The organism is Qipengyuania citrea (genome assembly GCF_024171405.1).
In the GTDB taxonomy this organism is placed as follows: domain Bacteria; phylum Pseudomonadota; class Alphaproteobacteria; order Sphingomonadales; family Sphingomonadaceae; genus Qipengyuania; species Qipengyuania profunda.
On the sequence record NZ_JALJZT010000002.1, the window covers coordinates 901,453 to 925,083 of the forward strand.

At 64.9% G+C, this 23,631-nt stretch carries 25 protein-coding genes; 7 read left to right on the plus strand and 18 right to left on the minus strand.

The window, feature by feature from the left end:
* Positions 1-4: 4 nt before the first annotated feature.
* Positions 5-676, plus strand: a complete 672-nt coding sequence (purQ, locus tag J2S32_RS05395) for a phosphoribosylformylglycinamidine synthase subunit PurQ (RefSeq protein ID WP_253522954.1) — start codon at positions 5-7, stop codon at positions 674-676.
* Here purQ and J2S32_RS05400 read toward each other — a convergent pair whose 3' ends face one another.
* A complete protein-coding gene (locus tag J2S32_RS05400) occupies positions 677-3,043 on the minus strand; it encodes a putative bifunctional diguanylate cyclase/phosphodiesterase (RefSeq protein WP_253517561.1) in 2,367 nt (788 codons plus the stop codon).
* Positions 3,044-3,132: 89 nt separating this feature from the next.
* Positions 3,133-4,956, minus strand: a complete 1,824-nt coding sequence (gene glmS, locus J2S32_RS05405) for a glutamine--fructose-6-phosphate transaminase (isomerizing) (RefSeq protein WP_253517564.1) — start codon at positions 4,954-4,956, stop codon at positions 3,133-3,135.
* Positions 4,957-5,216: 260 nt separating this feature from the next.
* Here glmS and J2S32_RS05410 point away from each other — a divergent pair, with 260 nt between their 5' ends.
* A complete protein-coding gene (locus J2S32_RS05410; protein ID WP_253517597.1) occupies positions 5,217-6,740 on the plus strand; it encodes a CpaF family protein in 1,524 nt (507 codons plus the stop codon).
* 125 nt (positions 6,741-6,865) lie between these two features.
* Positions 6,866-7,021, plus strand: a complete 156-nt coding sequence (locus tag J2S32_RS05415) for a hypothetical protein (RefSeq protein WP_253517602.1) — start codon at positions 6,866-6,868, stop codon at positions 7,019-7,021.
* Here the strand turns inward: J2S32_RS05415 and J2S32_RS05420 are convergent.
* Positions 7,008-7,238, minus strand: a complete 231-nt coding sequence (locus J2S32_RS05420) for a hypothetical protein (RefSeq protein WP_253517605.1) — start codon at positions 7,236-7,238, stop codon at positions 7,008-7,010. The two genes, J2S32_RS05415 and J2S32_RS05420, sit on opposite strands and share 14 nt — an antisense overlap.
* A gap of 82 nt (positions 7,239-7,320) precedes the next feature.
* On the opposite strand from J2S32_RS05420, the gene J2S32_RS05425 reads away from it, so the two are divergent.
* Together J2S32_RS05425 and J2S32_RS15695 are read left to right on the plus strand one after the other, a co-directional pair.
* Positions 7,321-8,241 (plus strand): DMT family transporter, encoded by a 921-nt coding sequence (locus J2S32_RS05425; RefSeq protein ID WP_253517610.1) that lies wholly within the window; start codon positions 7,321-7,323, stop codon positions 8,239-8,241.
* A gap of 50 nt (positions 8,242-8,291) precedes the next feature.
* Positions 8,292-8,423, plus strand: a complete 132-nt coding sequence (locus J2S32_RS15695) for a hypothetical protein (protein WP_301299260.1) — start codon at positions 8,292-8,294, stop codon at positions 8,421-8,423.
* Positions 8,424-8,484: 61 nt separating this feature from the next.
* Here J2S32_RS15695 and J2S32_RS05430 read toward each other — a convergent pair whose 3' ends face one another.
* Positions 8,485-8,985, minus strand: coding sequence for a hypothetical protein (locus tag J2S32_RS05430; RefSeq protein ID WP_253517614.1), 501 nt, complete (start codon positions 8,983-8,985; stop codon positions 8,485-8,487).
* A 295-nt stretch (positions 8,986-9,280) separates the two neighbouring features.
* Between J2S32_RS05430 and J2S32_RS15700 the strand changes: the two genes are divergently transcribed.
* A complete protein-coding gene (locus J2S32_RS15700) occupies positions 9,281-9,403 on the plus strand; it encodes a hypothetical protein (protein ID WP_301298635.1) in 123 nt (40 codons plus the stop codon).
* Positions 9,404-9,877: 474 nt separating this feature from the next.
* Here J2S32_RS15700 and J2S32_RS05435 read toward each other — a convergent pair whose 3' ends face one another.
* The 14 genes from J2S32_RS05435 to J2S32_RS05500 form a co-directional block, all read right to left on the minus strand.
* Positions 9,878-10,471, minus strand: a complete 594-nt coding sequence (locus J2S32_RS05435; RefSeq protein WP_253517678.1) for a DUF938 domain-containing protein — start codon at positions 10,469-10,471, stop codon at positions 9,878-9,880.
* Positions 10,468-12,018, minus strand: coding sequence for a fatty acid--CoA ligase (locus J2S32_RS05440; RefSeq protein WP_253517681.1), 1,551 nt, complete (start codon positions 12,016-12,018; stop codon positions 10,468-10,470). Before J2S32_RS05440 ends, J2S32_RS05435 begins: the two co-directional genes overlap by 4 nt.
* Before the next feature lie 78 nt (positions 12,019-12,096).
* The gene (locus J2S32_RS05445) at positions 12,097-12,552 is read right to left on the minus strand and encodes an ABA4-like family protein (protein ID WP_253517684.1); all 456 of its coding nucleotides are present in this window, start codon (positions 12,550-12,552) and stop codon (positions 12,097-12,099) included.
* Positions 12,552-13,253 carry an NAD(P)H-binding protein gene (locus J2S32_RS05450; RefSeq protein WP_253517689.1) on the minus strand — a complete coding sequence of 234 codons (702 nt, stop codon included), beginning with the start codon at positions 13,251-13,253 and terminating at the stop codon, positions 12,552-12,554. The genes J2S32_RS05445 and J2S32_RS05450 overlap by 1 nt, the downstream gene beginning before the upstream one ends.
* Positions 13,246-14,406, minus strand: coding sequence for a deoxyguanosinetriphosphate triphosphohydrolase (locus J2S32_RS05455; protein WP_253517692.1), 1,161 nt, complete (start codon positions 14,404-14,406; stop codon positions 13,246-13,248). Before J2S32_RS05455 ends, J2S32_RS05450 begins: the two co-directional genes overlap by 8 nt.
* 113 nt (positions 14,407-14,519) lie before the next feature.
* Complete coding sequence (locus J2S32_RS05460) at positions 14,520-15,209, minus strand: aspartate/glutamate racemase family protein (protein ID WP_301298639.1); 690 nt, start codon at positions 15,207-15,209, stop codon at positions 14,520-14,522.
* 76 nt (positions 15,210-15,285) lie between these two features.
* Positions 15,286-16,266 (minus strand): alpha/beta fold hydrolase, encoded by a 981-nt coding sequence (locus J2S32_RS05465; RefSeq protein WP_253517715.1) that lies wholly within the window; start codon positions 16,264-16,266, stop codon positions 15,286-15,288.
* Positions 16,263-17,279 (minus strand): SO2930 family diheme c-type cytochrome, encoded by a 1,017-nt coding sequence (locus J2S32_RS05470; protein ID WP_367398972.1) that lies wholly within the window; start codon positions 17,277-17,279, stop codon positions 16,263-16,265. Before J2S32_RS05470 ends, J2S32_RS05465 begins: the two co-directional genes overlap by 4 nt.
* Entirely contained in the window at positions 17,276-18,466 is a 1,191-nt protein-coding gene (locus tag J2S32_RS05475) for a parallel beta-helix domain-containing protein (RefSeq protein ID WP_253522959.1), read from the minus strand. Before J2S32_RS05475 ends, J2S32_RS05470 begins: the two co-directional genes overlap by 4 nt.
* A 65-nt stretch (positions 18,467-18,531) precedes the next feature.
* On the minus strand, positions 18,532-18,876 hold the full coding sequence (locus J2S32_RS05480) for a hypothetical protein (RefSeq protein WP_253517720.1): 345 nt from the start codon (positions 18,874-18,876) through the stop codon (positions 18,532-18,534).
* Position 18,877: 1 nt separating this feature from the next.
* Positions 18,878-20,386, minus strand: coding sequence for an NAD(P)(+) transhydrogenase (Re/Si-specific) subunit beta (locus J2S32_RS05485; RefSeq protein ID WP_253517738.1), 1,509 nt, complete (start codon positions 20,384-20,386; stop codon positions 18,878-18,880).
* A gap of 17 nt (positions 20,387-20,403) precedes the next feature.
* Positions 20,404-20,712 (minus strand): NAD(P) transhydrogenase subunit alpha, encoded by a 309-nt coding sequence (locus J2S32_RS05490; protein WP_253517741.1) that lies wholly within the window; start codon positions 20,710-20,712, stop codon positions 20,404-20,406.
* 24 nt (positions 20,713-20,736) lie between these two features.
* Positions 20,737-21,867, minus strand: coding sequence for an NAD(P) transhydrogenase subunit alpha (locus J2S32_RS05495; protein ID WP_253517744.1), 1,131 nt, complete (start codon positions 21,865-21,867; stop codon positions 20,737-20,739).
* 4 nt (positions 21,868-21,871) lie between these two features.
* Positions 21,872-21,997, minus strand: coding sequence for an aa3-type cytochrome c oxidase subunit IV (locus tag J2S32_RS05500; RefSeq protein ID WP_253517747.1), 126 nt, complete (start codon positions 21,995-21,997; stop codon positions 21,872-21,874).
* A gap of 201 nt (positions 21,998-22,198) precedes the next feature.
* Here J2S32_RS05500 and J2S32_RS05505 point away from each other — a divergent pair, with 201 nt between their 5' ends.
* On the plus strand, positions 22,199-23,617 hold the full coding sequence (locus J2S32_RS05505) for a sigma-54-dependent transcriptional regulator (protein WP_253517751.1): 1,419 nt from the start codon (positions 22,199-22,201) through the stop codon (positions 23,615-23,617).
* Positions 23,618-23,631: the final 14 nt, after the last annotated feature.

Here is a 23,631-nt window from a genome sequence, read left to right on the forward strand (position 1 = left end):
GGCCCTGCGCGCCGCCGTCATCACCTTCCCCGGTTCCAATTGCGACCGCGACATGGCGGTGGCGATCGAGCGGGTTACGGGCACTGCCCCGCTGCGGGTCTGGCATGCCGATGCCGAACTGCCCGAGCGGCTCGATTTCATCGCCCTGCCCGGCGGCTTCTCCTATGGCGACTACCTGCGGTCGGGCGCGATGGCGGCGAACAGCCCGGTGATGCGCGGGGTCAAGCAACAGGCCGAACGCGGCGTGCCCGTGCTGGGCGTGTGCAACGGCTTCCAGGTGCTCACCGAAGCCGGCCTCCTGCCCGGTGCGCTGATGCGCAATGCCAGCCAGAACTTCATCTGCCGGACCGTCCCGCTGACGGTCGAGAACAACCAGTCGCTGTTCACCGGCGGCTACGACCAGGGCCAGACGATCCATATCCCGGTGGCGCATCACGATGGCAATTACTTTGCCGACGAGGATACACTCGACCGGATCGAGGGCGAAGGCCGCGTGGCGTTCCGCTATGTCGAGAATTGCAACGGTTCGCGCCGCGACATCGCGGGCGTGCTCAATGCCGCGGGCAATGTGCTCGGCATGATGCCGCACCCCGAACGCGCGGTCGATCCGGCGCATGGCGGAACCGATGGCCTGGCGCTGTTCGAAAATGCCCTGAAAGCGCTGGCCGAAGCCTGATCAGGCGCTTTTGAGCCGCTGCTCCGCTGCCCGGCGGGTAAAGACGCCCGCAACGTCGTCGCGCGGCATCGGGCGACCGAAGTGGAAGCCCTGGATCTTGGTGCAGCCCATGCTGCGGATCATTTCCGCTTCTTCCTCGTTCTCGACGCCTTCGGCGGTCGTGGTCATGCCGAGACTGTCGGCCATGGCAACGACAGCGCGAATGATGGCAATCGATTCGGGGCTCTGCTGCGCGGCACCCTGTACGAAGGTGCGATCGACCTTGATGGTCGAGAACTTGAGCTTGCGCAGGTAGCCGAGCGAGGAATAGCCGGTCCCGAAATCGTCGAGCGCGACCGAGCATCCCAGTGCCATGCATTCTTCGAGCGCGTTACGCGCCACGCTGGCATCGCGCAGGAAGATGCTTTCGGTCACCTCGATCTCGAGCCGCTTGGGATCGAGCCCGCTGTCCGACAGCGCGCGCACGACCGTGGCGGAGAAATCGGTTTCGAGCAGCTGTTCGGGCGAGACGTTGACGTTGACCTTGATGTTGGTCGGCCAGTTCTCGGCTGCCTCGCGGCAGGCCTCTTGCATCACCCAGGTGCCGATCGGCACGATCAGGCGGGTATCTTCGGCCAGCGGGATGAACTTGCCCGGGCTGACGAAGCCGTGATCGGCGCTGTCCCAGCGGATCAGCGCTTCGAAGCTGACGATCTCTTCGGTCGTGGCGTCCACCACCGGCTGGTAGTGCAGCAGCATCTCGTCGCGTTCGAGCGCATTGCGCAGCGAATGTTCGAGCTGGCGTTTCTCTTCGGCATTGGCGTGGAGCGAGGGTTCGTATTCGCGGTGCATGCCGCCGCCTTCACCCTTCGCACGGTACAGCGCGAGATCGGCGTTGCGGAGCAATTCCTCGACCGTGCGCCCGTCGCGCGGACCCAGCGCCGAACCGACGCTGGCACCGACATAGAGCACCTGGTTTTCGATGTGATAGGGTTCGGAAAGCCGCTGGATGATGTCACGCGCCAGCGTGTCCATGCGTTCGCGGTTGGCAATGTCGCGGATGACCACTGCGAATTCGTCGCCGCCCAGGCGGCCCACGACCTCGCCTTCGACGACCAGGCTTTTCAGCCGCGCGGCGACTTCGCCAAGCATCCGGTCGCCGACCAGGTGTCCAAGCGAATCGTTGATTGCCTTGAACCGGTCGAGGTCGATCATGAGAAACGCACAGCGCGAGCGCCATTCGGCGGCATATTTGAGCGCCTCGCCCAGCGCCTCGTTGAGCATGCGGCGGTTGGGCAGCTGGGTCAGCGTGTCGTAGCGCGCAAGATATTCGATCTTCTCCGAGGATTCGCGCTGCTCGGTGACATCGGAGCCGACCCCGCGGAACCCCTGATAGGTTCCCATTTCGTCGACGATCGGTGTGCCCGACAGCTCCCACCAGCGGTCCTGGCCGTCGATCGAGACCCTGACCACGAGGTTGGAGAAATTCTTCTTTCGCTTCAGCTTATCGGCCAGCTCGTGCAGGCTCGGCGGGAAGCGGCCGGTTTTCCAGCCGTCGCCCGAAATCAGCTGGAGGAAGGATTCCCCCTCGATCTCGCTGGGCTGCTTGCCCAGCGAAAAGGCGAAACGCGGCGATACCGACTTCAGGCGCCGGCGCGGATCGATCTGCCACAGCCAGTCGGCCTGGCCTTCCTCGAATTCGCGCAGCAGCATCGAGACGACTTCGCTCTTCTCCTGCATCGCCGATTCGGCGAGCCGTGCAGCCACGCGGATTCGCGCGCTTTCGATAACGCCGAAGATTGCCAGCAGCGTCGTCAGGAAGACCACCGCGGCGAGCGCGTACTGGGAGGTGATCAGGCTGGCTGCGAGGCCGCCTGCTCCGGCGGCCAGCGTAAAGGTAATCGAGCTGAGCGGCGCGCCGAAGCGGCTCGCGCTGCTCGCCACGACCAGCATGGCAACGACGGCCCAGACGAGCACGACCGATGCCGGATCCGCAAGCCAGGCGCAAGCAAGCATGCCCGCCGACCACACCGCACCCTTGGTGCCCGTGGCCATCGCATGGGATTTCATCTCTCCGAGTTCGATAAAGCGATTGTCGGCATCGCCCAGCCCGAGGTCGGAGCGGGAGGCGAAGCCCACCGCAACAAGCAGCGCAAGCCCCCACAACCCCAGCACTACTGTCGGAAGCGAACCATAGAGCGTCACCGCAACCAGCACGAAGCTAGTCAGATGCAGGCCGATACGGACCTTCACCCGTTCCTGCAGCAAGGCATATTGCTGCCCGTGAACCACGCCCCAATCGGAGCCCTCGGGCGCTTCAAGCCCGATGACCTGCCGAGTCGACAGCGCAGGTGCACTGGTTTGTTGGGGGTTTACCGGCTCGCTCACCCGGGGACGATTAACCGCAAAACCTTATCCTCTGGTAAAAGACGGACCAAACAGTTGAGGCAGGAAAAAACGGTTAAACCGGCCCTAAGTTACTCCACAGTAACGGATTTCGCCAGATTTCTCGGCTGATCGACATCGGTGCCTTTGACGCAAGCCACGTGATAAGCGAGCAATTGCACCGGTATCGCGTAAACCAAAGGTGCGATCAGCGGATGGACGCGCGGCATCTCGATCGTCGCGAGACAGCCCTCGCCCGCAGCTTCCAAACCCTCGGCATCGGAGATCAGCACGATCTGTCCGCCACGCGCACGTACCTCTTCCATATTCGACACGGTCTTTTCGAACAGCGGACCCGAAGGCGCGAGCACGATCACCGGAACATCGTCGTCGATCAGCGCGATGGGGCCATGCTTCATTTCCCCGCTGGCATAGCCCTCGGCGTGGATATAGCTGATCTCCTTCAGCTTCAGCGCCCCTTCGAGCGCGAGCGGATAATCAGGTCCCCGGCCCATATAAAGAACGTCGCGCGCCGGGGCGATCAGATGCGCCATGCTAGCGATATCGTCATCATGGTCGAGCGCGGCGTTGAGCGCGGCAGGCGCTTCGAGCAGATGCGCGACCACTTCCTGCTCCTCGGCGCGGCTCATCAGCCCCTTCTTCACTGCCATATGGGCGGCGAGCGCGGCGAGCACGGCAAGCTGGCAGCTGAAGGCCTTGGTCGAGGCGACGCCGATCTCGGGCCCGGCATGCGTCGGTAGCAGCAGGTCCGCCTCGCGCGCCATCGAACTGGTCGGCACGTTGACGATCACGCCGATCGTCTGGCCGTTTTGCTTGCAGTGGCGCAGCGCAGCGAGCGTATCGGCGGTTTCGCCGCTCTGCGAAATGAACAGTGCCAGTCCGCCTTCCTCCAGCACCGGCTCGCGATAGCGAAACTCCGATGCCACATCGATATCGACCGGCACGCGGGCGAAGCGTTCGAACCAGTATTTTGCCACCATGCCGGCATAGAAGGACGTGCCGCAGGCAACGATGGTGATGCGCCTGACGCTGGAAATGTCGAAATCGAACTGCGGCAATGCGACCGAATTGTCCGACTGGCGCAGGTAGGAGCCGAGCGTCTGCGCGACCACGGTCGGCTGCTCGAAAATCTCCTTCTGCATGAAGTGGCGGTAATTGCCCTTCTCGACCGCCGCGGCCGAGGCACCCGAACTGCGCACCTCGCGCTCGACCGCCTGGTTCTCCGCGTCATAGATAGCGGCGCCATCGCGCGACACGACCACCCAGTCGCCTTCTTCGAGATAGCTGATCTGTTGCGTCAGCGGGGCCAGCGCCAGCGCGTCCGACCCGATATAGGTCTCGCCATCGCCATAGCCGACGACCAGCGGCGAGCCGCGGCGGGCGCCGATCAGCAGATCGGGATGGTCGCGGAAGGCGATCGCCAGCGCAAAGGCCCCGCGCAGGCGCGGCAACACCGTGGCGACGGCTTCCTGCGGACTGCTGCCCGTTTCGACCAGCCGCGACACCAGATGCGCGACCACTTCGCTATCGGTATCGCTTTCGAGCGTGCGGCCATCTGCGCGCAATTCGGCGCGCAGCTCCTTGTAATTCTCGATGATCCCATTGTGCACCAGCGCCACCTGCCCGGTCGCATGCGGATGCGCATTCTGCGCAGTCGGCGCGCCGTGCGTGGCCCAGCGCGTATGCGCGATCCCGGTGTCGCCGGGGGCGGGATTGCCCGCCAGTTCGACCACCAGATTGTTGAGCTTGCCCTCGGCGCGCCGGCGGATCAGTTCGCCCTGGTCGAGCGTGCAGATCCCGGCGCTGTCATAGCCGCGGTATTCCATCCGGCGCAGGCCATCGACCAGCCGTTCCGCGACGGGTTCTGCCCCGACGATCCCGATAATTCCGCACATGCGCCGTATTCTCCGATTGGCTGTGTGGCGCGAGACTTAGCGGTTCCTGACGGGCAATCAATCGGTCCGGCAGAATGGGCGCGCGCGGTACGCCTTCATGATGGGCAATCGCCGCGCGCGAAGGACGTGCTTACGCGTCACCCCCTATTAGGGAATAATCAAGGTTTCCAAATTATTCACCACGCTTCGAGAGGCGGACTTGGGCGCATAAGCGCAAGGTTCCGCTGGGCGAATCAAGAGTTTCTTCGGGGGTTACCGGAATGAGCGCATTCGGACGGAAAAACGGGCCGGCAGGTATGGGCGCCGGTGCCCGTCCGCAATTTGGTGTGGCCAAACCCATGCGGGGCGGCTCGCCCACCCCTTCGCCATCAAAGCCCGACCGGGACGATGGCGGAGACCAGTTCCCCCCGCTGCCTGAAAACGACGTACCTTCCGCCGCGCCTAACAGCACCGGCGATGCGATGTCGCGGCTCGAAGAGCGGATGAATTCCACGCATTCGGGCCAGAGCGAAGTCGGCGGGTTCGAAGCCAGCGTCCACAAGATCAAGGAACAGGTGCTGCCGCGCCTGCTCGAACGCGTCGATCCCGAAGCCGCGGCGACATTGTCCAAGGATGAACTGTCGGAAGAATTCCGCCCGATCATCATGGAAGTGCTGGCCGAACTGAAGGTCACGCTGAACCGCCGCGAGCAATTCGCGCTCGAAAAGGTCCTCGTCGACGAACTGCTCGGCTTCGGTCCGCTCGAGGAACTGCTCAACGATCCCGACGTCTCGGACATCATGGTCAACGGCCCCGACCAGACCTATATCGAGAAAAAGGGCAAGCTGATCATCGCGCCGATCAAGTTCCGCGACGAGACGCACCTGTTCCAGATCGCGCAACGTATCGTGAACCAGGTCGGCCGCCGCGTCGATCAGACCACGCCGCTGGCCGACGCCCGTCTAAAGGACGGCAGCCGTGTCAACGTCATCGTTCCGCCGCTGTCGCTGCGCGGCACTGCGATCTCGATTCGTAAATTCTCCGAAAAGCCGATCACGCTCGACATGCTCAAGGACTTCGGTTCGATGAGCGACAAGATGTGTACCGCGCTCAAGATCGCCGGTGCCTGCCGGATGAACGTGGTCATTTCGGGCGGTACCGGTTCGGGTAAGACGACCATGCTCAACGCCCTGTCGAAGATGATCGACCCGGGCGAGCGCGTGCTGACGATCGAGGATGCGGCCGAATTGCGCCTGCAGCAGCCGCACTGGCTGCCGCTCGAAACGCGTCCGCCCAACCTCGAAGGCCAGGGCGCGATCACCATTGGCGACCTCGTCAAGAACGCCCTGCGTATGCGTCCCGACCGCATCATTCTGGGCGAAATTCGCGGCGCGGAATGTTTCGACCTGCTCGCCGCGATGAACACGGGCCATGACGGTTCGATGTGTACGCTGCACGCCAACAGCCCGCGCGAATGCCTCGGCCGTATGGAAAACATGATCCTGATGGGCGACATCAAGATCCCCAAGGAAGCCATCAGCCGCCAGATCGCCGAAAGCGTCGATATCATCGTTCAGGTCAAGCGCCTGCGCGACGGTTCGCGCCGGACGACCAACATCACCGAGGTCATCGGGATGGAAGGCGACGTGATCGTGACGCAGGAACTGTTCAAGTTCGAATATCTCGACGAGGGCGATGACGGCAAGATCATGGGCGAATACCGCTCGTCGGGCCTGCGTCCCTACACGCTCGAAAAAGCGCGCCAGTTCGGCTTCGACCAGGCGTATCTGGAAGCGTGTCTCTGACGCGCGCCCTCTGGTGCAGACGATCTAAACCCGCGGAATTGTAAGAACGCGCCGCACAAAGGCGACTTCTTACAATCACGTACCGTCCGGCCGGCGTATACCCGCTTTAAGGGTAGGAACACGCCATGTTGAACAAGCTTCTCTTTCTGGGCCACCGCAAACCGAAGCGGGACACGCTGCGCGACCTCGCGCGCGAGCGGCATTTCGAGGCGCTGTACATGCAGAGCTTCACCGAAATGCGCGCGCGCAGCCCCAAGGCCGAGCACGCTATCCCTGGATGATCGCGGGGATCGACGCTGCCAGCAGTCCGCCGGCAAACACCGCAAAGGTCAGGAACAGCCCCGTCCACGGCATCCAGCCGACGCGGTTGAGCACCGTCCGCTTCATTCTGCGCCGCTCCATCGCAAGACAGAATAGCGCCGCCACCAGGAAGGCCGCGGCCCAATAGGCGGCGAGTTCGGCATCGCTTGCGAACAGCAGGAAATCGGGTTCTTCCATTACGCGGCCATATGGGCAGACCATGCACCGCCTGCAATCTCCCGTTTGCACACCGCCATGGCTGGGCTAACCGCCCCGTGCGATGCAGCCCGAAAGCGATCATCCCCACCATCGGCCCCTGCTCGCGCTGGGACTGCGTCTTGCCGCCGCTTTCGTGCTCGCCGCGCTGCTCGCCTGCGTCAAGCTGGCCAGCGACAAGGGCATCCATCTCGCCGAAATCATGTTCTGGCGGCAATTGCCGACGATCCCGATCCTGTTCGGCTGGTTCGCGCTGCGCGGCCGACTCGATGTGCTCGCCACGCGCCGCACCGGATCGCACCTGCGCCGCTCGGGCTTCGGCCTCGTCGGCATGGCGATGAATTTCGGCGCGGCGACCCTGCTGCCGCTCGCGGTCGCGACCACGCTCAATTACAGCTCGGCGATCTTCGCGGTGCTGCTGTCCGCGCTGATCCTGCGCGAACCGACCGGCGTGTGGCGCTGGAGCGCGGTTGCGCTGGGCTTTGCCGGCGTGGTGCTGATCGCACAGCCATGGGGCGGCGAACTGCCGCTGTTCGGCGCGGCGATCGCGCTCGGGGCCGCGCTGATGATCGCCCTGATTTCGGTCCAGTTGCGCGATCTGGGGCGAACCGAGCATCCCTTCACCATCGTGTTCTATTTCTCGCTCTTCTCGGTCCCGGTGCTCGCGCTGGCAATGCCCTTCATCGGCAAGGCGCATGCGCCCGAGGAGTGGCTGCTGCTGCTGGCCTGCGGGGTCATCGGACTGCTGGGGCAGGTGCTGCTGACCGCAGCGCTGCGCTACGGCGCGGTCGCGAATGTCATCGTGATGGATTATTCGGGGCTGATCTGGGCGACGCTGTTCGGCTGGCTGGTGTTCACCAGTCTCCCGCCCGTCTCCTTCTGGTTCGGCGCGCCGCTGGTGGTGGGGGCCGGACTGCTGATCGCCTGGCGTGAACACCGGCTCGGCCTGGCGCGCAGGGCATTGATGGAACCGAAGGAAGCATGATCCGTTGAATCTTTCGCACCCCGCGATGGGAGCCCTTTGGGAAGGAAACGATGATGATCAAGAAAATCCTGCTCGCCCTCGGCATCACCACGATGACGCTGACCGCCGCCGCCTGCAACACCGTGCGCGGTGCGGGCGACGACCTGCAATCGGCCGCCAACACGGTCGACGACGCGACCTGAGCCGAGCCAACAGTTGACAGCGAGACGCCCGCCCTCACCGGCGGGCGTTTTCGTATGCGGGCTATTTCCCCGTCAGGCGTTTCCACACCCAGCGCCAGAAGCGGGCCTCGAGTACCATCAGCCGCGCGATCACCGGCGGGATGCCTTGCCGTTCGAGGGCGGCAGCGCTCGGCACTGCGCCAAAGACGATCCGCAACATGGCCATGATCGCGGCGGCTTCGAACAATAGCAGTACGATAAGCCCGACCCAGCGCAGACCCGCGCCGAAACCCAGCAAGCTGTGCGCATCGGGAGGGACGATCTGGCCCGCCAGCCAGATACCGCCGCAAAACAGCGCAAGCATGCGCAGCGCGAGCGCCCGGCGCGGCATGTCGCGATAACAGATCGCGAACAGCACCGGCATGAAGATGCACCAGTCGAACAGGATGATCGCTTCGCCCAGCCGCGGTTGCTGGTTCCACATAGGCGCCCCGCGCAAGGACCAGGAGGCGGCAAGCCACACGGGCAGCAGCAGATAGAACCAGTGGCGGCTGGCGAGTTCACGAATGGATAGGGCGGTCATGAGACGTCTCCCTCCTGCGACACTCTATCTGCGGAACGCGGCGGTGCAAGGATGCTCATCCGGAGCAGGAGACAATCGGGCCGCCTGCGATCAGCCCGAATCAGACGGTTCGCGAGTGGTGGGCGGTGGTCGATTTGCGCGGGCAATGCGCAGCTGTCCCGGCAGCGACCTGCAATCCAGTGCCAATACGGCCGACAGTGCGACCTGAGCCGGGCTCGCATGGCATGAGTTCTGCTTTGGGGTGGAAAGCGGAAATCGCGAAAGCTAGACAAACGAGGCTATGAACCACCCTCAGATGCTCATTGAAATTGACGTCAGCCAGCTTGCAGACGCCTTCCCCATGTCGATGAGGACAAACGCGGTCGAAGTCGGCAAGGTGGTCCATGGCCTTCTTGATCCACGACAATGGGCCAAGTGAGCCTTCTAGTTGGCGGAGAGAAAATACTCGTGCCGCGACGGCTGCGATATAGCGAGGCCCAAAGCGCATCCTCGAACGACGGCCGTATCGCGCAAATGGCCGCCTGTCTCCAAACTCAGAGTTCCAACGGCTTTGACCGGCAGCGTGCTTTGCGATCACTTCTACCCGCGGTGCAGCCATGGTCTGCACCCTTTGTGGTAACCCTGATCGGTGAGTATGTCGTCGAGATCATCGAGGACATCGCAGGTGCGACCACTCCGTCAAATGTTGACGCGATGATCTCATTTATCTCCGAAAATTGTGACTATTGGGAACTGACTAAGCAGCGCGTGGCCAGTTACTGGAATGCCTACTACAGACATAAATACACAAAGCTGAATTACCCCGGATTTCAGCTAGTGAGGACACTTGAGACTAGCCTACGCGCACGCGCTGCATGATGTCCGGGTTCGGGTCGTTAGCCGGCATTCCCCCTTAGCCTCGCCGGTAGACCAGCGCCAGATTGTTGGCAGGCATCGCGTGGCGCGCAGTTCGGCGCAGGCCGTGGTCTGCGGCCAGCGCGTCGAGATCGGTAAGATCGCGCAGGCCCCATTCGGGATTGCGCTGTTTGAGCGACTGGTCGAACGCCAGGTTCGACGCCGCGGTTTCCTGTTCGGGTTCGATGAAGGGGCCGTAAAGCACCAGTGGTGCGCCGCTGGCCAATATCCGCCCCGCCCCCGCAAACAGCCCGACCGCCGCGTCCCACGGGCTGATATGCACCATGTTGACGCACAACGCCGCATCCGCCGCCGCGATCGGCCAGTCGGCCTGCGCGGCATCGAGTGCGATTGCAGGGCGCAGGTTCGCGCAGCCGCCTTCGGCCGCCCAGGCATCGACAGAGGCCAGTGCCTCCGCGTCCCGGTCGCTCGGTTGCCAGCCCAGCGCGGGAAAGCGCCGCGCGAGGAACACCGCGTGTTCGCCGCTCCCGCTCGCGATTTCGAGCACCAGCCCGCTCGCGGGCAATTCCTCCGCCAGCACCCCGGCCAAGGGCTCAGAATTGCGCGCGGTGGCGGGTGCGTGGCGCTTCAATTGACCTGCCTGTCGCGCCCTTCCCAATAGGGGGCGCGCAATTCGCGGCGCAGGATCTTGCCGCTGGCGTTGCGCGGCATTTCGGGAATCACGTCGACCGTCTTGGGGACCTTGAAGCCCGCCAGCCGCTCGCGCGTGAAGGTGATGATATCCTCGGCATCCACTTCGCTGCCCGGCTTGGCCACGACGCAGGCCTTGACCGCTTCGCCCCAGGTATCGTCGGGCACGCCGATCACTGCGACTTCGCCTACCGCCGGGTGACCGTAGATCGCGCTTTCGACCTGCGCGGGATAGACATTCTCGCCGCCCGAGATGATCATGTCCTTGATGCGGTCCTGGATATAGACGTAGCCGTCTTCGTCCATATAGGCGGCGTCGCCGGTGTGCATCCAGCCGTCCTTCAGCGCGCCGCGGGTGGCATCGGGCAGGTTCCAGTACCCCTGCATGTTCGACGGGCTCTTGCAGATCAATTCGCCCACCTCGCCGCGCGGAAGTTCGGCGCCGTCTTCGCCGACGACCTTGAGCTCGGCACCCGGTACGGCCTTGCCCGCACTGCGCATGCGCTGGTTGCCGTCGAGTGCGTGATCCTCGGGCGGGAGCATGGCAATGGTGCCGGTCGTCTCGGTCATGCCGTAGCATTGCAGGAAGCCCGCACCGGGAATGGTCTGGACCGCCTCGCGCAGGAGGTCGAGCGGGATCGGCGCGGCGCCATACATGACGTATTTGACCGCCGACATGTCGGTGTCCTTCGCGCGCGGATGCTGCACCACCATCTGCAGCGCGGCGGGCACGATGAACAGCCGCGTGATCCCCTGTTCGAAGCCGTCGAGCACGCCATCGGGCGTAAACTCGGACTGGACGATCCCGCGGATGCCCGCCGCGATCGCCATGATGCCAAGCCCGGTCCCGCCGATATGCGCGCAAGGCATGCAGATCAGGATCGCCTCGTCCTCGTCCCAGCTCGACCATGGCTGTGCCGCCGCTTCGGCGGGCTGGCGCAGCGAGAAGAGGTTGGCATTGGTCAGCACCGCGCCCTTGGGATTGCCCGTGGTGCCCGAAGTGTAGAGCTGGAGTACTGGATCGTCGGGTCCCGCACCGTCGAATGCATCGGCAGGTGCGGCGGCGATTTCGCGCTGGGCTGTCGGTGTGTCGATGATCTCGGGGGGCGTAGCCAGTTCGCCGCAGGCCTTGGCGGCAAGTTCGCCGAACCCTTCGTCGATGAACACCAGCTTCGCGCCCGTATCGCCGAGGATATAGGCGATTTCGGGCGCCGCGAGACGCCAGCCGATCGGCACCATGACCACCCCGATGCGCGCGGCGGAATAGAACAGTTCGAAATAGTGGCGCGCGTTCTTGCCGAGCCAGGCGATCCGGTCGCCCTTGCCCACCCCGTGCGCGGCGAGCATCGCCACGATCCGGCGCGAGCGGTCCTCCAGCTCGGCAAAGGTCAGCGCAGCGCCATCCTGTTCGAGCGCGACCTGATCGGGCTTTTCCTGCGCCCAATGCGTGATGAGCTCATCGAAAGTGAGCTTTTCGGTATCTGCCATATATCCTCTCCGCTGTTTTCAGCAGTTGGAGGCATCATGGCAGGTCGGTTGCGTTGCGCAACCCGATTCCGACAGGCGTTACTGCCAGCGTCCGCCAGCCCGCGCGCGGCGTTCGCGAATGGCCAGCCAGAGGAACAGGCCGAGCGGCCCGGCAAAGAAGGTCGCGAGCAGGATCGGTGCCTGCAGCAGCCGCGAAAAGCCCTTGGCATCGGTATCGCGCGCAATCCACAGACCGGCGAAGAGATCGAAGGCAAGGTAGTGGATCCAGCCGACGGTCACGCCGCCATCGCTGGAGAAAATCGCGCGGACGCCCTCGATCGTCGAGAAGCTGGCGGCTTCATCCGAGCCGAGGGGAACGGGGTCGAAGGCGCCCGCCAGGATGCCGACCAGCCCAACCGTATAGGCAAGGCACAGCAGCCCCACCCCGGCATAGAGCACCGCCGCCAGCAGCGCGGGCCAGCGCGGCAGCAGGATCAATCCGGCCCACATGACCATGGCGAGCGCATTGGCTGTCCCGAAAGCCGTATCCCACATCAGAGCACCTCATGTTCGATTTGCGGCAGCGTATGCGCCGCGCGCTGGATGGCGTCGTTATCATGCACGAAGCGGCCGCGTGCGGCCCGCTTTGCAAGCGCCAGCGCCGCGCGGGCAACGACATCGGCCTTGATACCACGATACTGGCGATATTTGCCATGGAGCAGCAGGTTCGCGACCGGCGCTGCCGCGATACCCAACCGCTCGGCAGGTCGGCGATCATTCTCGCGCGTGCCGCGCAGCAGGCCGGGGCGCAGGATGTCGAGCCGATTGAACCGCAGCTTGGTCAGCTCGCGCTCGACCTCGCCCTTCACCCGCAGGTAGAACGGCTTCACCATCGGATCGGCGCCGACCGAGCTGATATGGACGAAGCGTTCGACCCCCAGTTCGCGCGCCGCGCGTGCTGTGTCGAGCACGAGGTCCTGATCGACCGCGCGAAACGCCCCCTCGTCCGCGCCCGCCTTCTTCCAGGTCGTGCCCAGCGCGCAGATGATCGCCTTGGGCTGGACCGCCTCGATCACCTCGCCCCATTTGGCGGGCTCGGCCACGAACAGTTCCATACGGATACCCCGCGGCAGCGCCACCTCGCGCCGCGCGATGCCGGTAAGACGCAGGTCCTCGCGCCCGACGCATTGCCCGATTACGCTCGAACCGACGAGCCCGGTGGCGCCGATCAGGGCGATGCGAACCGCGTCAGACATTGCTCAACCCTTCGGGCGTGCTGCCGTAGATGCGGTTGCACTGGGTGATCGCATAACGATCGGTCATCCCGGCGATGAAGTCCGCGATATGGCGGCTGCGCTGCGGTACCTGCGCGGGCAGCGTGGCGAGCCAGTCGTCAGGCATGGTGCGCGGATCGGCGTGATAGGCCGCGAACAGCCGCGTGATCACGTCGCGCGCGCGCTCGGCGGTGGCGAGCTGTTCCTCGTGATAATAGAGCCGGTCGTACATGAAGCGCTTGAGCACGCGTTCGCGTTCACCCATCGCGGGCGAGAACCCGGCCAGCTGGCGGCCCGCGCCGCGCACTTCGTCGACGCTGGCAATACCCTGCACCTGTTCGCGCGTATGCGTGAGGACATCGTTGACCATCAGCCCGATCTGCGTGCGGACCAGTTCGCGCAGCTGGCGATCGCGCGGGGCGGAGGGAAAGCGTTTCTCCACCGCGCGCCACTGATCGGCCATCCAGTCGAGCGCGAGCAGATCGTCGAGTTCGAGGAAGCCGGCGCGCAGGCCGTCGTCGATGTCGTGATTGTCGTAGGCGATGTCGTCCGCCACCGCCGCGACCTGCGCCTCGAGCGAGGGCCAGGTCGCGAGATCGAGCGGGAACGCGTGGTCGATTTCGGCCAACGCCCAGCTCGGCGCGGCGACCGGGCCGTTGTGCTTGGCCAGCCCTTCGAGCGTCTCCCATGTGAGGTTGAGCCCGTCGTGGTCGCAATAGGGGCTTTCGAGCCGCGCAAGCGTGCGCAGGCCCTGCGCATTGTGGTCATAGCCACCGGCATGGACCATCGCTTCTTCAAGCGCCTCCTCGCCCGCATGGCCGAAGGGCGGGTGGCCGATGTCGTGACCCAGGCACAGCGCTTCGGTCAGGTCCTCGTCCAGTCCTAGCTCGCGCGCCAGCACGCGGCCGACCTGCGCGACCTCGAGACTATGCGTCAGGCGGGTGCGGTAATGGTCGCCATCGGGCGAGACGAACACCTGCGTCTTGGAACGCAGGCGGCGGAAGGCGATCGAATGGACGATGCGGTCGCGGTCGCGCTGGAATTCGCTGCGCGGGCCGCGCGATCCCTCGCGTTCCTCGGTGAATTCGCGCCCGCGGCTGGCGGCGGGATCGGAAGCGTAGGGGGCTGTGTGCATGCCCGCCGAGGCTTAGGTCAGCGCCGGGTGGGCGACAACGTGAACGAAAGGCGAACCCGGCGGGTTTTCGGCAGAATGTGCGCGCGGACAGCCGGGTTCGCGGGTTTGCGGATTCAGCCCAGGATCCAGTCCGCCGCGGCGCGGCAGTGGATATCGGTGGAATCGTAGACCGGCAGCACGTTGGCGTCGGTGTCGACGACCAGCTCGAGCTCGGTACAGGCCAGCACGATCGCCTCGGCGCCGTCCTTTTCCTTCATCGTGATGATCGTCTTGAGCGCACGCTCGGCATCGCGGGTCACGCGGCCGAGCATCAGTTCCTTGTAGATGATCCCGTCGACCAGTTCGACATCATTGGGATCGGGCGGGAGCAGATCGACGCCGTGGCCGACCAGCCGCTGGCGATAGAAGCTTTCGGTCATCACGAAGCGCGTGCCAAGCAGTGCGGCGCTCTTGCAGTCGGCGTCTTCCATCGCCTGGCCGACGCTGTCGGCGATATGCAGCACTGGGATCGAGACCGCTTCGGTCAGCCGGTCATAGACCTTGTGCATGGCATTGGCCGCGATCACCAGGCCTTCGGCCCCGGCGCTTTCGAGCCGCCGCGCGGATTCGACCAGCGTGGCGGCGATCGCGTCCCAGTCATCGGCATTCTTGGCCGCGGCGATGGGCGCGTAATCGAGGCTTTCGATCAGCAGCGGCGGGCTGGCCAAGGGGGCCGCCCGCTTCTGCACCGATTTGTTGATCCGTTCGTAATAGGCGCGGGTCGAGATCCAGCTCATCCCCCCGATAATGCCAAGCTTGCGCAACCGTTTGTCCCCTATTCCGCCCTGATGTTCGCACGATCGCGGTGTGCCCGCGTATCAGGGCCTTACAACGGGCGGGTCACGAGGCGGTTCCTTCGTCCGCGACATCTTGCGAGGCGAGCACTTCGCCCAGCCAGATCCGCAGGTCCGCAACGCTTTGTTCGGGCGCTTCTTCCATCGGGATATGGCCGACGCCGGGATAATTCGCGAGCGTCGCATTGGGCAGGTGTTCCATGTACCAACCGGCCGCCGCATAGGGGATCAGGCTGTCTTCCTCGCCCCACATCACCAGCGTGGGAACTGTCACCGCCGCGATCTGCGCAGCGTCGAAATTCCGGCGCGGCGTTGCAAAGCGCTGGCGCGTCGCATTGCGGTTGCCGGGATAGCGGGCAAGCTCCCAATAGCGGTCGACCGTGCCGGGGGTCACGACCGCCTGGTTGGAAACGCTTTGCGACAGGCTGCGCTCGACCAGCGAACGCGGCAGCAGCTGGCTCATCACATTGCCCACACCGGGCATGGCGGCCAGCTGGAAGGCGAGATTGCCACCACCGTCGCGCTCGACTGGCGCGCCGGCGGCATCGACCAGCACCAGTCCATCGAGCCGGTCCGGATTGGCGATCGCATAACCCATGGCGATGGCCCCGCCCATCGAATTGCCCGCCAGCGTGAAGCGTTCGACATTGAGCGCGTCGGCGACCGCGTCGATATCTTTCACGAAGGCATCGAGCGCGTAATCGCCATCGGCCGCAGGACCGGTCAGCCCATGCCCGCGCTGGTCGAAACGGATCACGCGGTAGTCGCTTTTGAGCGCGTCGGCCCAGGCCTGCCAGGTGTGGAGATCGGCATTCGAGCCATGCAGCAGGATGACGACCGGTGCATCGCGCGGACCTTCGTCGCGGACATGCACGCGGCGGGTCCTGTCGATTCCCAGCATCTGCGATGGCGGGGTGCCATATTTAGCATACATGGCGCCGGCATCGGTATCGGGTACGCGCAGGACGAAGAATGCGGCCACAAGGACGAGCGCCAACCCGCCCAGAATGCGCCAGAACCATTTCACGGGGCCATCTCCTCGATCCAGCGGCGCACGATGGTGAGCCCTTCTTCATCGACCGTCGCCTTGCCCAGTTCGGGCATCGCCACACCGGGTTCGGGGCTGGCCATGCGATAGGTGAGGATCGACGCATCGGGCGATCCGGGCACGATATCGAACAGGTGTCCGCCCGCCCCGCGCCCGGCCGCCACGGGTCGCTTGCCGATCCCCAGTGCCTCGGGCGCCTGTTGCTCCCACCTCAGGTCGAGCCCGCTGTTCGAGGCGGTCGCGCCAGGCTGGTGACAATGCGCGCAGTTCACGTCGAGATAGGCGCGCGCGGCGGCGGACAGCGGCGCGCTTTCACGCTCCTCCCACAGCGGCAACTGGTCGGCATCCTGCGGCATGGTATCGAGATGCCCGTCCGCGACCATCCGGCTCAACCAGGCGTGCGACAGATTGCGCGCCTTGGGGCCGATGGGCACCACTTCACCGCTCAGCCCGTGACATTCCTTGCACTGGTTCTTGTTGGGGACGCGGTAACTGATCGCCTGCCCTGCCGGAGTGGTCAGGGCGATCCGCGCACCGACCACTGCCAGCCGCGCATCGGTCTGCGCCTCGTTCCACAGATAGGGCAGCGCCAGCCAGCCGTCCGCGCGGTGCAGCAGCACACGCGTTTCGATCAGCCGCCGGTCGCTGCCCTCGCCGAAGGCAAAGGTCTTGATCAGCGCCGTACCCACCGGCAGGTCGAGCAAGCCTTCACCCTGCGCGCCGAACTGCGTCCCCGCTGCGCGGTAGACAAACCGCAGTTTCTCCGCGCCATCGGAATAGAGCGGCGTGTTCAGCCGGTACGGATAGACATGCGGCACGGGCACCTGCGCGCCCGGATCGTCGAAAAAGCCGTAGTCCGACAGCAGGCGCGGCATCCCGTCGCCCATGATCGCGGCATCATTGACGTATTCGGGCGGCGGCGGGGTCGCGCGCGCGACCATCGCGCCCGAAAGCGCGACAGCAGCACAGGCGAGCCAGCCGGCTGGCCTCACCCGCCAAGCCGTTGTTCGAGTTCGGCGGGTGCGCCGATCCCGCTGCGATCGAATTCGCTGGCGGGGGTCCCGACTGCCAGCGGACCGGGCTGCGCCGCGCCGAGGCCCTTGCCCGCTTCGGTCAGGTTGAGGTTCCAGCCCGCGGTCCCCTCGACTGCCGACAGCGACCCGAGGCCGTCCCACAGCACCGGCGGCAGTTCGCCGCCGAAGGCCGCGAGCAGCATGTCCGCACCCTCGAGCTGCGGATCGTAGCCGCCGCCGTCATAGCGGTTTTCGCCCACCACCACGTCGCGCGGCAGCGGATTGTACCGCTCGTCCTCGAACTCCTGCGTGTAAGCGATGACCATGATCGGCGCGGTCGGATTGCGCGACAGGATGTTGTCTTCGATCAGCACCTTGTCATTGGCCATCACCATGATCCCGGTGCCGCGCGGTACGCCTGCCACGATATTGCCCGGGGGCGCGAAATTGGGCGTGTCGTTGGCGATCACCAGGTTGTTCGCGACCACCACATTGCCGCCGCCCATCACGGGCAGATTGGGCAGGTCGAAGACCAGGATCCCGCCGGTGTTGCGCGTGACGAGGTTGTGTTCGACCAGCGCATTGCGGCTGTTCTCGATCTCGATCCCGGCGACATTGGCCTCGGCAATCGAATTGCGCACGGTGATGTTGTACGACTGGCCGACATAGATGCCCGCATCCGATGCGCCGGTGACCTTGACGCCATCGACCAGTACGCCGTCGCTTTCGACCGGATAGACGCCATAGGCGCCGTTTTCGGGATGCGGACCGCGCGTCCAGGTCACGCGGATGCGGTAATAGACGATATTGTCCGCGCCCTTGGATTTCACCCCGTCGCCCTTCGGGTTCTCGAGCGCAAAATCGCGCAGCGTTACGCCGTCGCTGGTCACCAGCAGCCCTTCGCCCGCGCCCTGCTGGGCGGTGAAGTCGAGCACGGTGCCATCCATCCCGGCGCCGCGCACGGTCACATCGTCGACATCGAGGCTGAGACCATCGGTCAGCGTATAGCGGCCCGCGGCGAGCACGATTTCGTCACCCGGCTCGGCAAGGATCAGCGCTTCCTGCAAGGCTTCCTGCGCGCCTTCACCCGGTGCGACATTATGCGTGGCGGCAAAGGCAGGCGCAGCGCTTGCAAGTAGCGCGGCGGCAATCGACAGTCTGATCATCATGAGTCTCTCCCTTGCAACCTATAGTGCCGCAAGGACCGGCGATTGCAAGCGTAGCGGACGCCTCAGCGTCCCGCGAAGGCACAGACGGCGGCAGAGCTGGCCGCGACCTCCAGCACCTCGCTGTCGCCCACGCGGCGAACACGTTCGAGCAATTCGGCGATGCTCAGCGGAACGTCCGCTTCGCCGTCTTCGGCGCGCAAGTTTTCCAGCTTGCGCAGCTGGGTAACCGAAAGCCGCTGCGCCATTCGTCCGGCCATGCATTCGGCCATCGGCTGCGGCAATCCGCGCGCGACGAATTCATCCTCCAGCCGGTCCTCGACCGTGGCCTGCAGCCCGCCGCCCACAGTCGCCCAGAGGACCAGCCCGCCGACGACCAGCAGCGCGAGTACGATCAGGATGCCTTTCATCTCAGTCGAGCGCTTTCACGATTTCCTCGACCATCTTCTTCGCATCGGACAGCAGCATCATCGTCTGATCCATGTAGAAGACGTCGTTATCGACCCCGGCATAGCCGACACCGCCCATGCTGCGCTTGATGAAGAACACCTGCTTGGCCTTGTCGACGTCGAACACGGGCATGCCGTAGATGGGCGATGACTTGTCGGTCTTGGCCGCGGGATTGACCACGTCGTTGGCACCGATGATGAAGGCGACGTCGGCCTGCGCGAACTCGCTGTTGATGTCCTCCAGCTCGAACACCTTGTCGTAATCGACCGATGCTTCGGCGAGCAGCACGTTCATGTGCCCGGGCATGCGGCCCGCCACCGGGTGGATGGCGAACTTCACTTCTACACCCTTTTCCTCGAGGATATCGGTCATCTCGCGCAGCGCGTGCTGCGCCTGCGCCACCGCCATGCCGTAGCCGGGGATGATGATGACCTTCTCCGCCTGTTCGAGCATGAAAGCCGCATCCGCCGCGCTGCCCTGCTTGTAGGGGCGCTGTTCGCGCGGTTCGCCGCCAGCCGCCCCGCCGTCCTCCGCGCCGAAGCCGCCCGCGATCACGCTGAGGAAGCTGCGGTTCATAGCGCGGCACATGATGTAGCTGAGGATCGCGCCCGAAGAGCCCACCAGCGCGCCGGTAATGATCATCGCGCTGTTGCCGAGCGTGAAGCCCATCGCCGCCGCGGCCCAGCCCGAATAGCTGTTCAGCATCGACACCACGACCGGCATGTCCGCCCCGCCGATCGGGATGATCAGCAGGAAGCCGATCAGGAATGCCAGCACGGTCAGCGCAATGATCAGAGGCATGGTTTCCGCAGGCCCGCTCGCCATCGCGAACAGCGCGGTCAGCACGATGATCGCCGCCAGCGTGCCGAGATTGATGACATGGCGCGCAGGCAAAAGGATCGGCGAACCGCTCATGCGACCCGAGAGCTTGGCAAAGGCGATGACAGAACCGGAGAAGGTGATCGCGCCGATGGCGATGCCGAGACCCATCTCGACCTTTGACACCGCGCCGATGCTGCCATCGACCAGCAGTCCGAAAGCACCCGGATTGAGATAGGCCGCCCAGCCCACCAACACTGCGGCCAGGCCGACCAGCGAGTGGAAGGCCGCGACCAGCTCGGGCATCGCGGTCATGGCGATGCGGCGGGCGATGGTGATGCCTACGATTGCGCCGATAGCGATGGCGGCGAGAATCTCCAAACTGGTTCCTATGTCGGGATAAACACTGCAATCGAAGCAGAACTCATTTCCGGTTTCATCAATAAGTGGGAAATGGGTCACAAGTGTTGTGATGACCGCTATCGCCATCCCGAGAATACCGTAGCGGTTGCCTGCACGGCTGGTAGCAGGACTTGAAAGGCCACGCAGCGCGAAGATGAAAAGCACACCTGATAAAAGATAGAGAAGCGGGACGATGTTGCTGTCACCGAAACTCGGGTGCGCACGTACCGCTTCAGTTGACCCAGCCATCAAAAAAGAAAGGACGCTCACTTTGAAGCCTCCTTTTCAGCGTTTGGTTTTTCCTTCTTCTTGTACATCGCGAGCATTCGCGCGGTCACCGCAAAGCCGCCGAAGATGTTCACGCTCGCGAGCACGATGCCGAGCAGCCCAAGCCACTTCGCCCCTGGTACTTCCGCCGCCGCCGCCGCGATTAGCGCGCCGACGATGATCACCGAGGAGATCGCATTGGTCACCGCCATCAGCGGCGTGTGCAGCGCGGGCGTGACCGACCAGACCACGTAATAGCCGACGAAACACGCCAGCACGAAGATCGACAGGATCGAAATGAAGTCCATGTGCGGCCCCTCCCCGGGCCCGGATTACGCGGTGGTCAGTCTCTCGTTCACGACCTTGCCGCCCTGCGTCAGCCGCACGGCATCGCCGATTTCTGCGTCGAGCACCGGCTTGCCGACCTCCTCGTCCCAGAAGGCGGACAGGAAATTGTAGAGATTGCGCGCGAACAGCGCCGAAGCGTCCGCCGCCAGATGTCCGGCGGTGTTCGAATAGCCGACGATCTTGACGCCGTGTTTCTCAACCACTTCGTCGGGCTTGGAGCCCTCGACATTGCCGCCTTGCGCAACGGCTAGGTCGAAGATCACGCTGCCCGGCTTCATGCTGGCAATCTGCGCATCCGAAATCAGCCGCGGCGCGGGCCTGCCCGGGATCAGCGCGGTGGTGATGACGATATCCTGCTTGGCAATATGGCTAGAGACCAGTTCGGCCTGCGCGGCCTTGTACTCGTCGCTCATTTCGGTGGCATAGCCGCCCGATCCTTCGCCTTCGATGCCCGCGACATCCTCGACGAAGATCGGCTTGGCGCCGAGCGACTGGATCTGCTCTTTCGTCGCCGACCGGACATCGGTGGCCGAGACCTGCGCGCCAAGCCGCTTGGCCGTGGCGATCGCCTGCAGGCCCGCCACGCCCACGCCCATCACGAAGACCTTGGCCGCCTGGATGGTACCGGCAGCGGTCATCATCATCGGAAAGGCGCGGCCATAGACATTGGCCGCAGTCAGCACCGCCTTGTACCCGGCGAGGTTCGACTGGCTGGAGAGCACATCCATGCTCTGCGCGCGGGTGATGCGCGGCATGAATTCCATCGACAGCGCTTCGAAGCCGCCCTTGGCATAGGCTGCGACCAGATCGCCATTGCGGAACGGGTCGAAGGTCGCCGCGATCAACGCGCCGGGTTTGGCCCCCGCGAGCGCCATGACCTCGGGTGCCTGCACGCCGAGCACGATATCCGCCTCCGCGACCGCCTGCGGCCCGGTGAGCACTTCGGCCCCGGCGTCGCGATAGGCCTGGTCGGTGATGGCGGCGGCCAGACCGGCGCCCTCCTCCACTGCGACTACAGCCCCGAGAGCAGCAAATTTCTTCGCCGTTTCGGGGGTCAGCGCGACCCGGTTCTCGCCCGGTGCGCGCTCTTTCAGCGCCGCGATGCGTAGCGCCATGCGGCTAGTCGGCAATCAGGATGACGACGACCAGCGTGATGATGGCGATCAGCGGGACCGACCATTTGAGCGTGTCGATGAACGAGCCGTAGGTCTGGTTGTGCGCCTTGTGGTCGTTGGCGGATTCCATGTCGATAAGTCCCTGTGTGGCAGTGATGTGTGAACGGGTGTTGCGGCGGGGTCTATCGCGGCGGGGCCGGGTGCTCAAGCCCCGCAATCACCGCCATCATCGAAACAGGCTTAATCCGGTCTTTACCCGTTTCGGTTAGGGCACTTTGCACAAGGGCGTGGTCTGCATGCCCGAGGGGTCCAAGGGAGTTTGGCGAGACAGATGGCGACACAGCAATCACGCGTGTTGATGCTGATCGACGACGAGCCGGCACAAAGCCGGCTGTTGTCCGCGCTTGCCGCGCGCGACGGCTGGCGCACGCTGACCGTTGCCGATGGCGAACAGGCGCTCGCGCTGCTCGCTTCGCCCGAAGGCCGCGACATCACGGCGATCCTGCTCGACCAATGGGTGCCGGGCGACCGCGCCTGCGACCTGATCCGCGATTTGCGCGCCGCGCGGCCCGATGCACCGCTGCTGATGCTTACCGCCAGCGCCTCGCCCCGGCTCGCCGTCGAGGCGATGCGCGCGGGCGCTACCGATTACGTCGTCAAACCGGTCGAACCCGACCGCCTGCTGCAGGCCTTGGCAAGCGCCACGCGCGCCGGACGGCCCACCGCCGAACTCCAGCCGCTGGCCGAGAAGCTTCCCCACCCGGTGGACTTCGACGGCATGGTCGGCACCGCCGCCCCCTTCCGCACCGCGCTCGCCAAGGCAGCAACCGCCGCGCGCGGGCACGCGCATGTGCTGGTCGAGGGCGAAAGCGGATCGGGCAAGGACATGCTCACCAATGCGATGCATGCCGCCAGCACGCGCGCCAAGGCCGCGATGCGCAAGGTCCATTGCGCCGGGATGCCGCCCGCCTCGCTCGAATCGCTGTTGTTCGGTCATGAACAGGGCGCCTTCGCCGGGGCATTCGACCGCCAGCGCGGATTGATCGAGCATTGCGACGGCGGCACGCTGATCCTCGACGATGTCGACCGCATACCCGCCGACCAGCAGGAGCGCCTCGCCGAAGTCCTCGCCACCGGGATCGTCCGCCCGACCGGCGCCGCGCACGGCTTTCGCGTCGATTTGCGCATTTTCGCCACCAGCGATTTCGCGCTGGCCGAGCTTGCCGCGACGGGCGGGTTCTCGCAGGCCCTTTACGACCAGCTTTCGGCCACCCGCATCCGCATGCCCGCGCTACGCGAGCGACTGGGCGACCTCCCCGGACTGACACGCTATTTCCTCGCCAAGATTGGCGAACAGCCGGGGCTCCAGCATCATTCGATCGCCGACAGCGGGCTGAGCCTGCTCGAAGCCTATGACTGGCCGGGCAACGTCCGCCAGTTGCAGGCGGTCTTGTTCCGCGCCTGCGTGTTCGAACAGCGCGAGGCGCTGACCGCGCACAGCTTCCCGCAGCTGGCCGAACTGCTCGGCGACCAGGCCGATCGCGGCGAGAGCCGCGCGCGCGGGCTCGGCGTGCTACTCTACACCGATGACGGCAATGTCCGCCCGCTGGAAGAGATCGAGGCCGACATCATCCGCCTCGCCATCGGCCATTACCGCGGGCGCATGACCGAAGTCGCACGCCGGCTCGGCATCGGCCGCTCGACGCTCTACCGCAAGCTCAGCGAGCTCGGCATCGACAACGCCGCCTGAGCGGACTAGCCCTT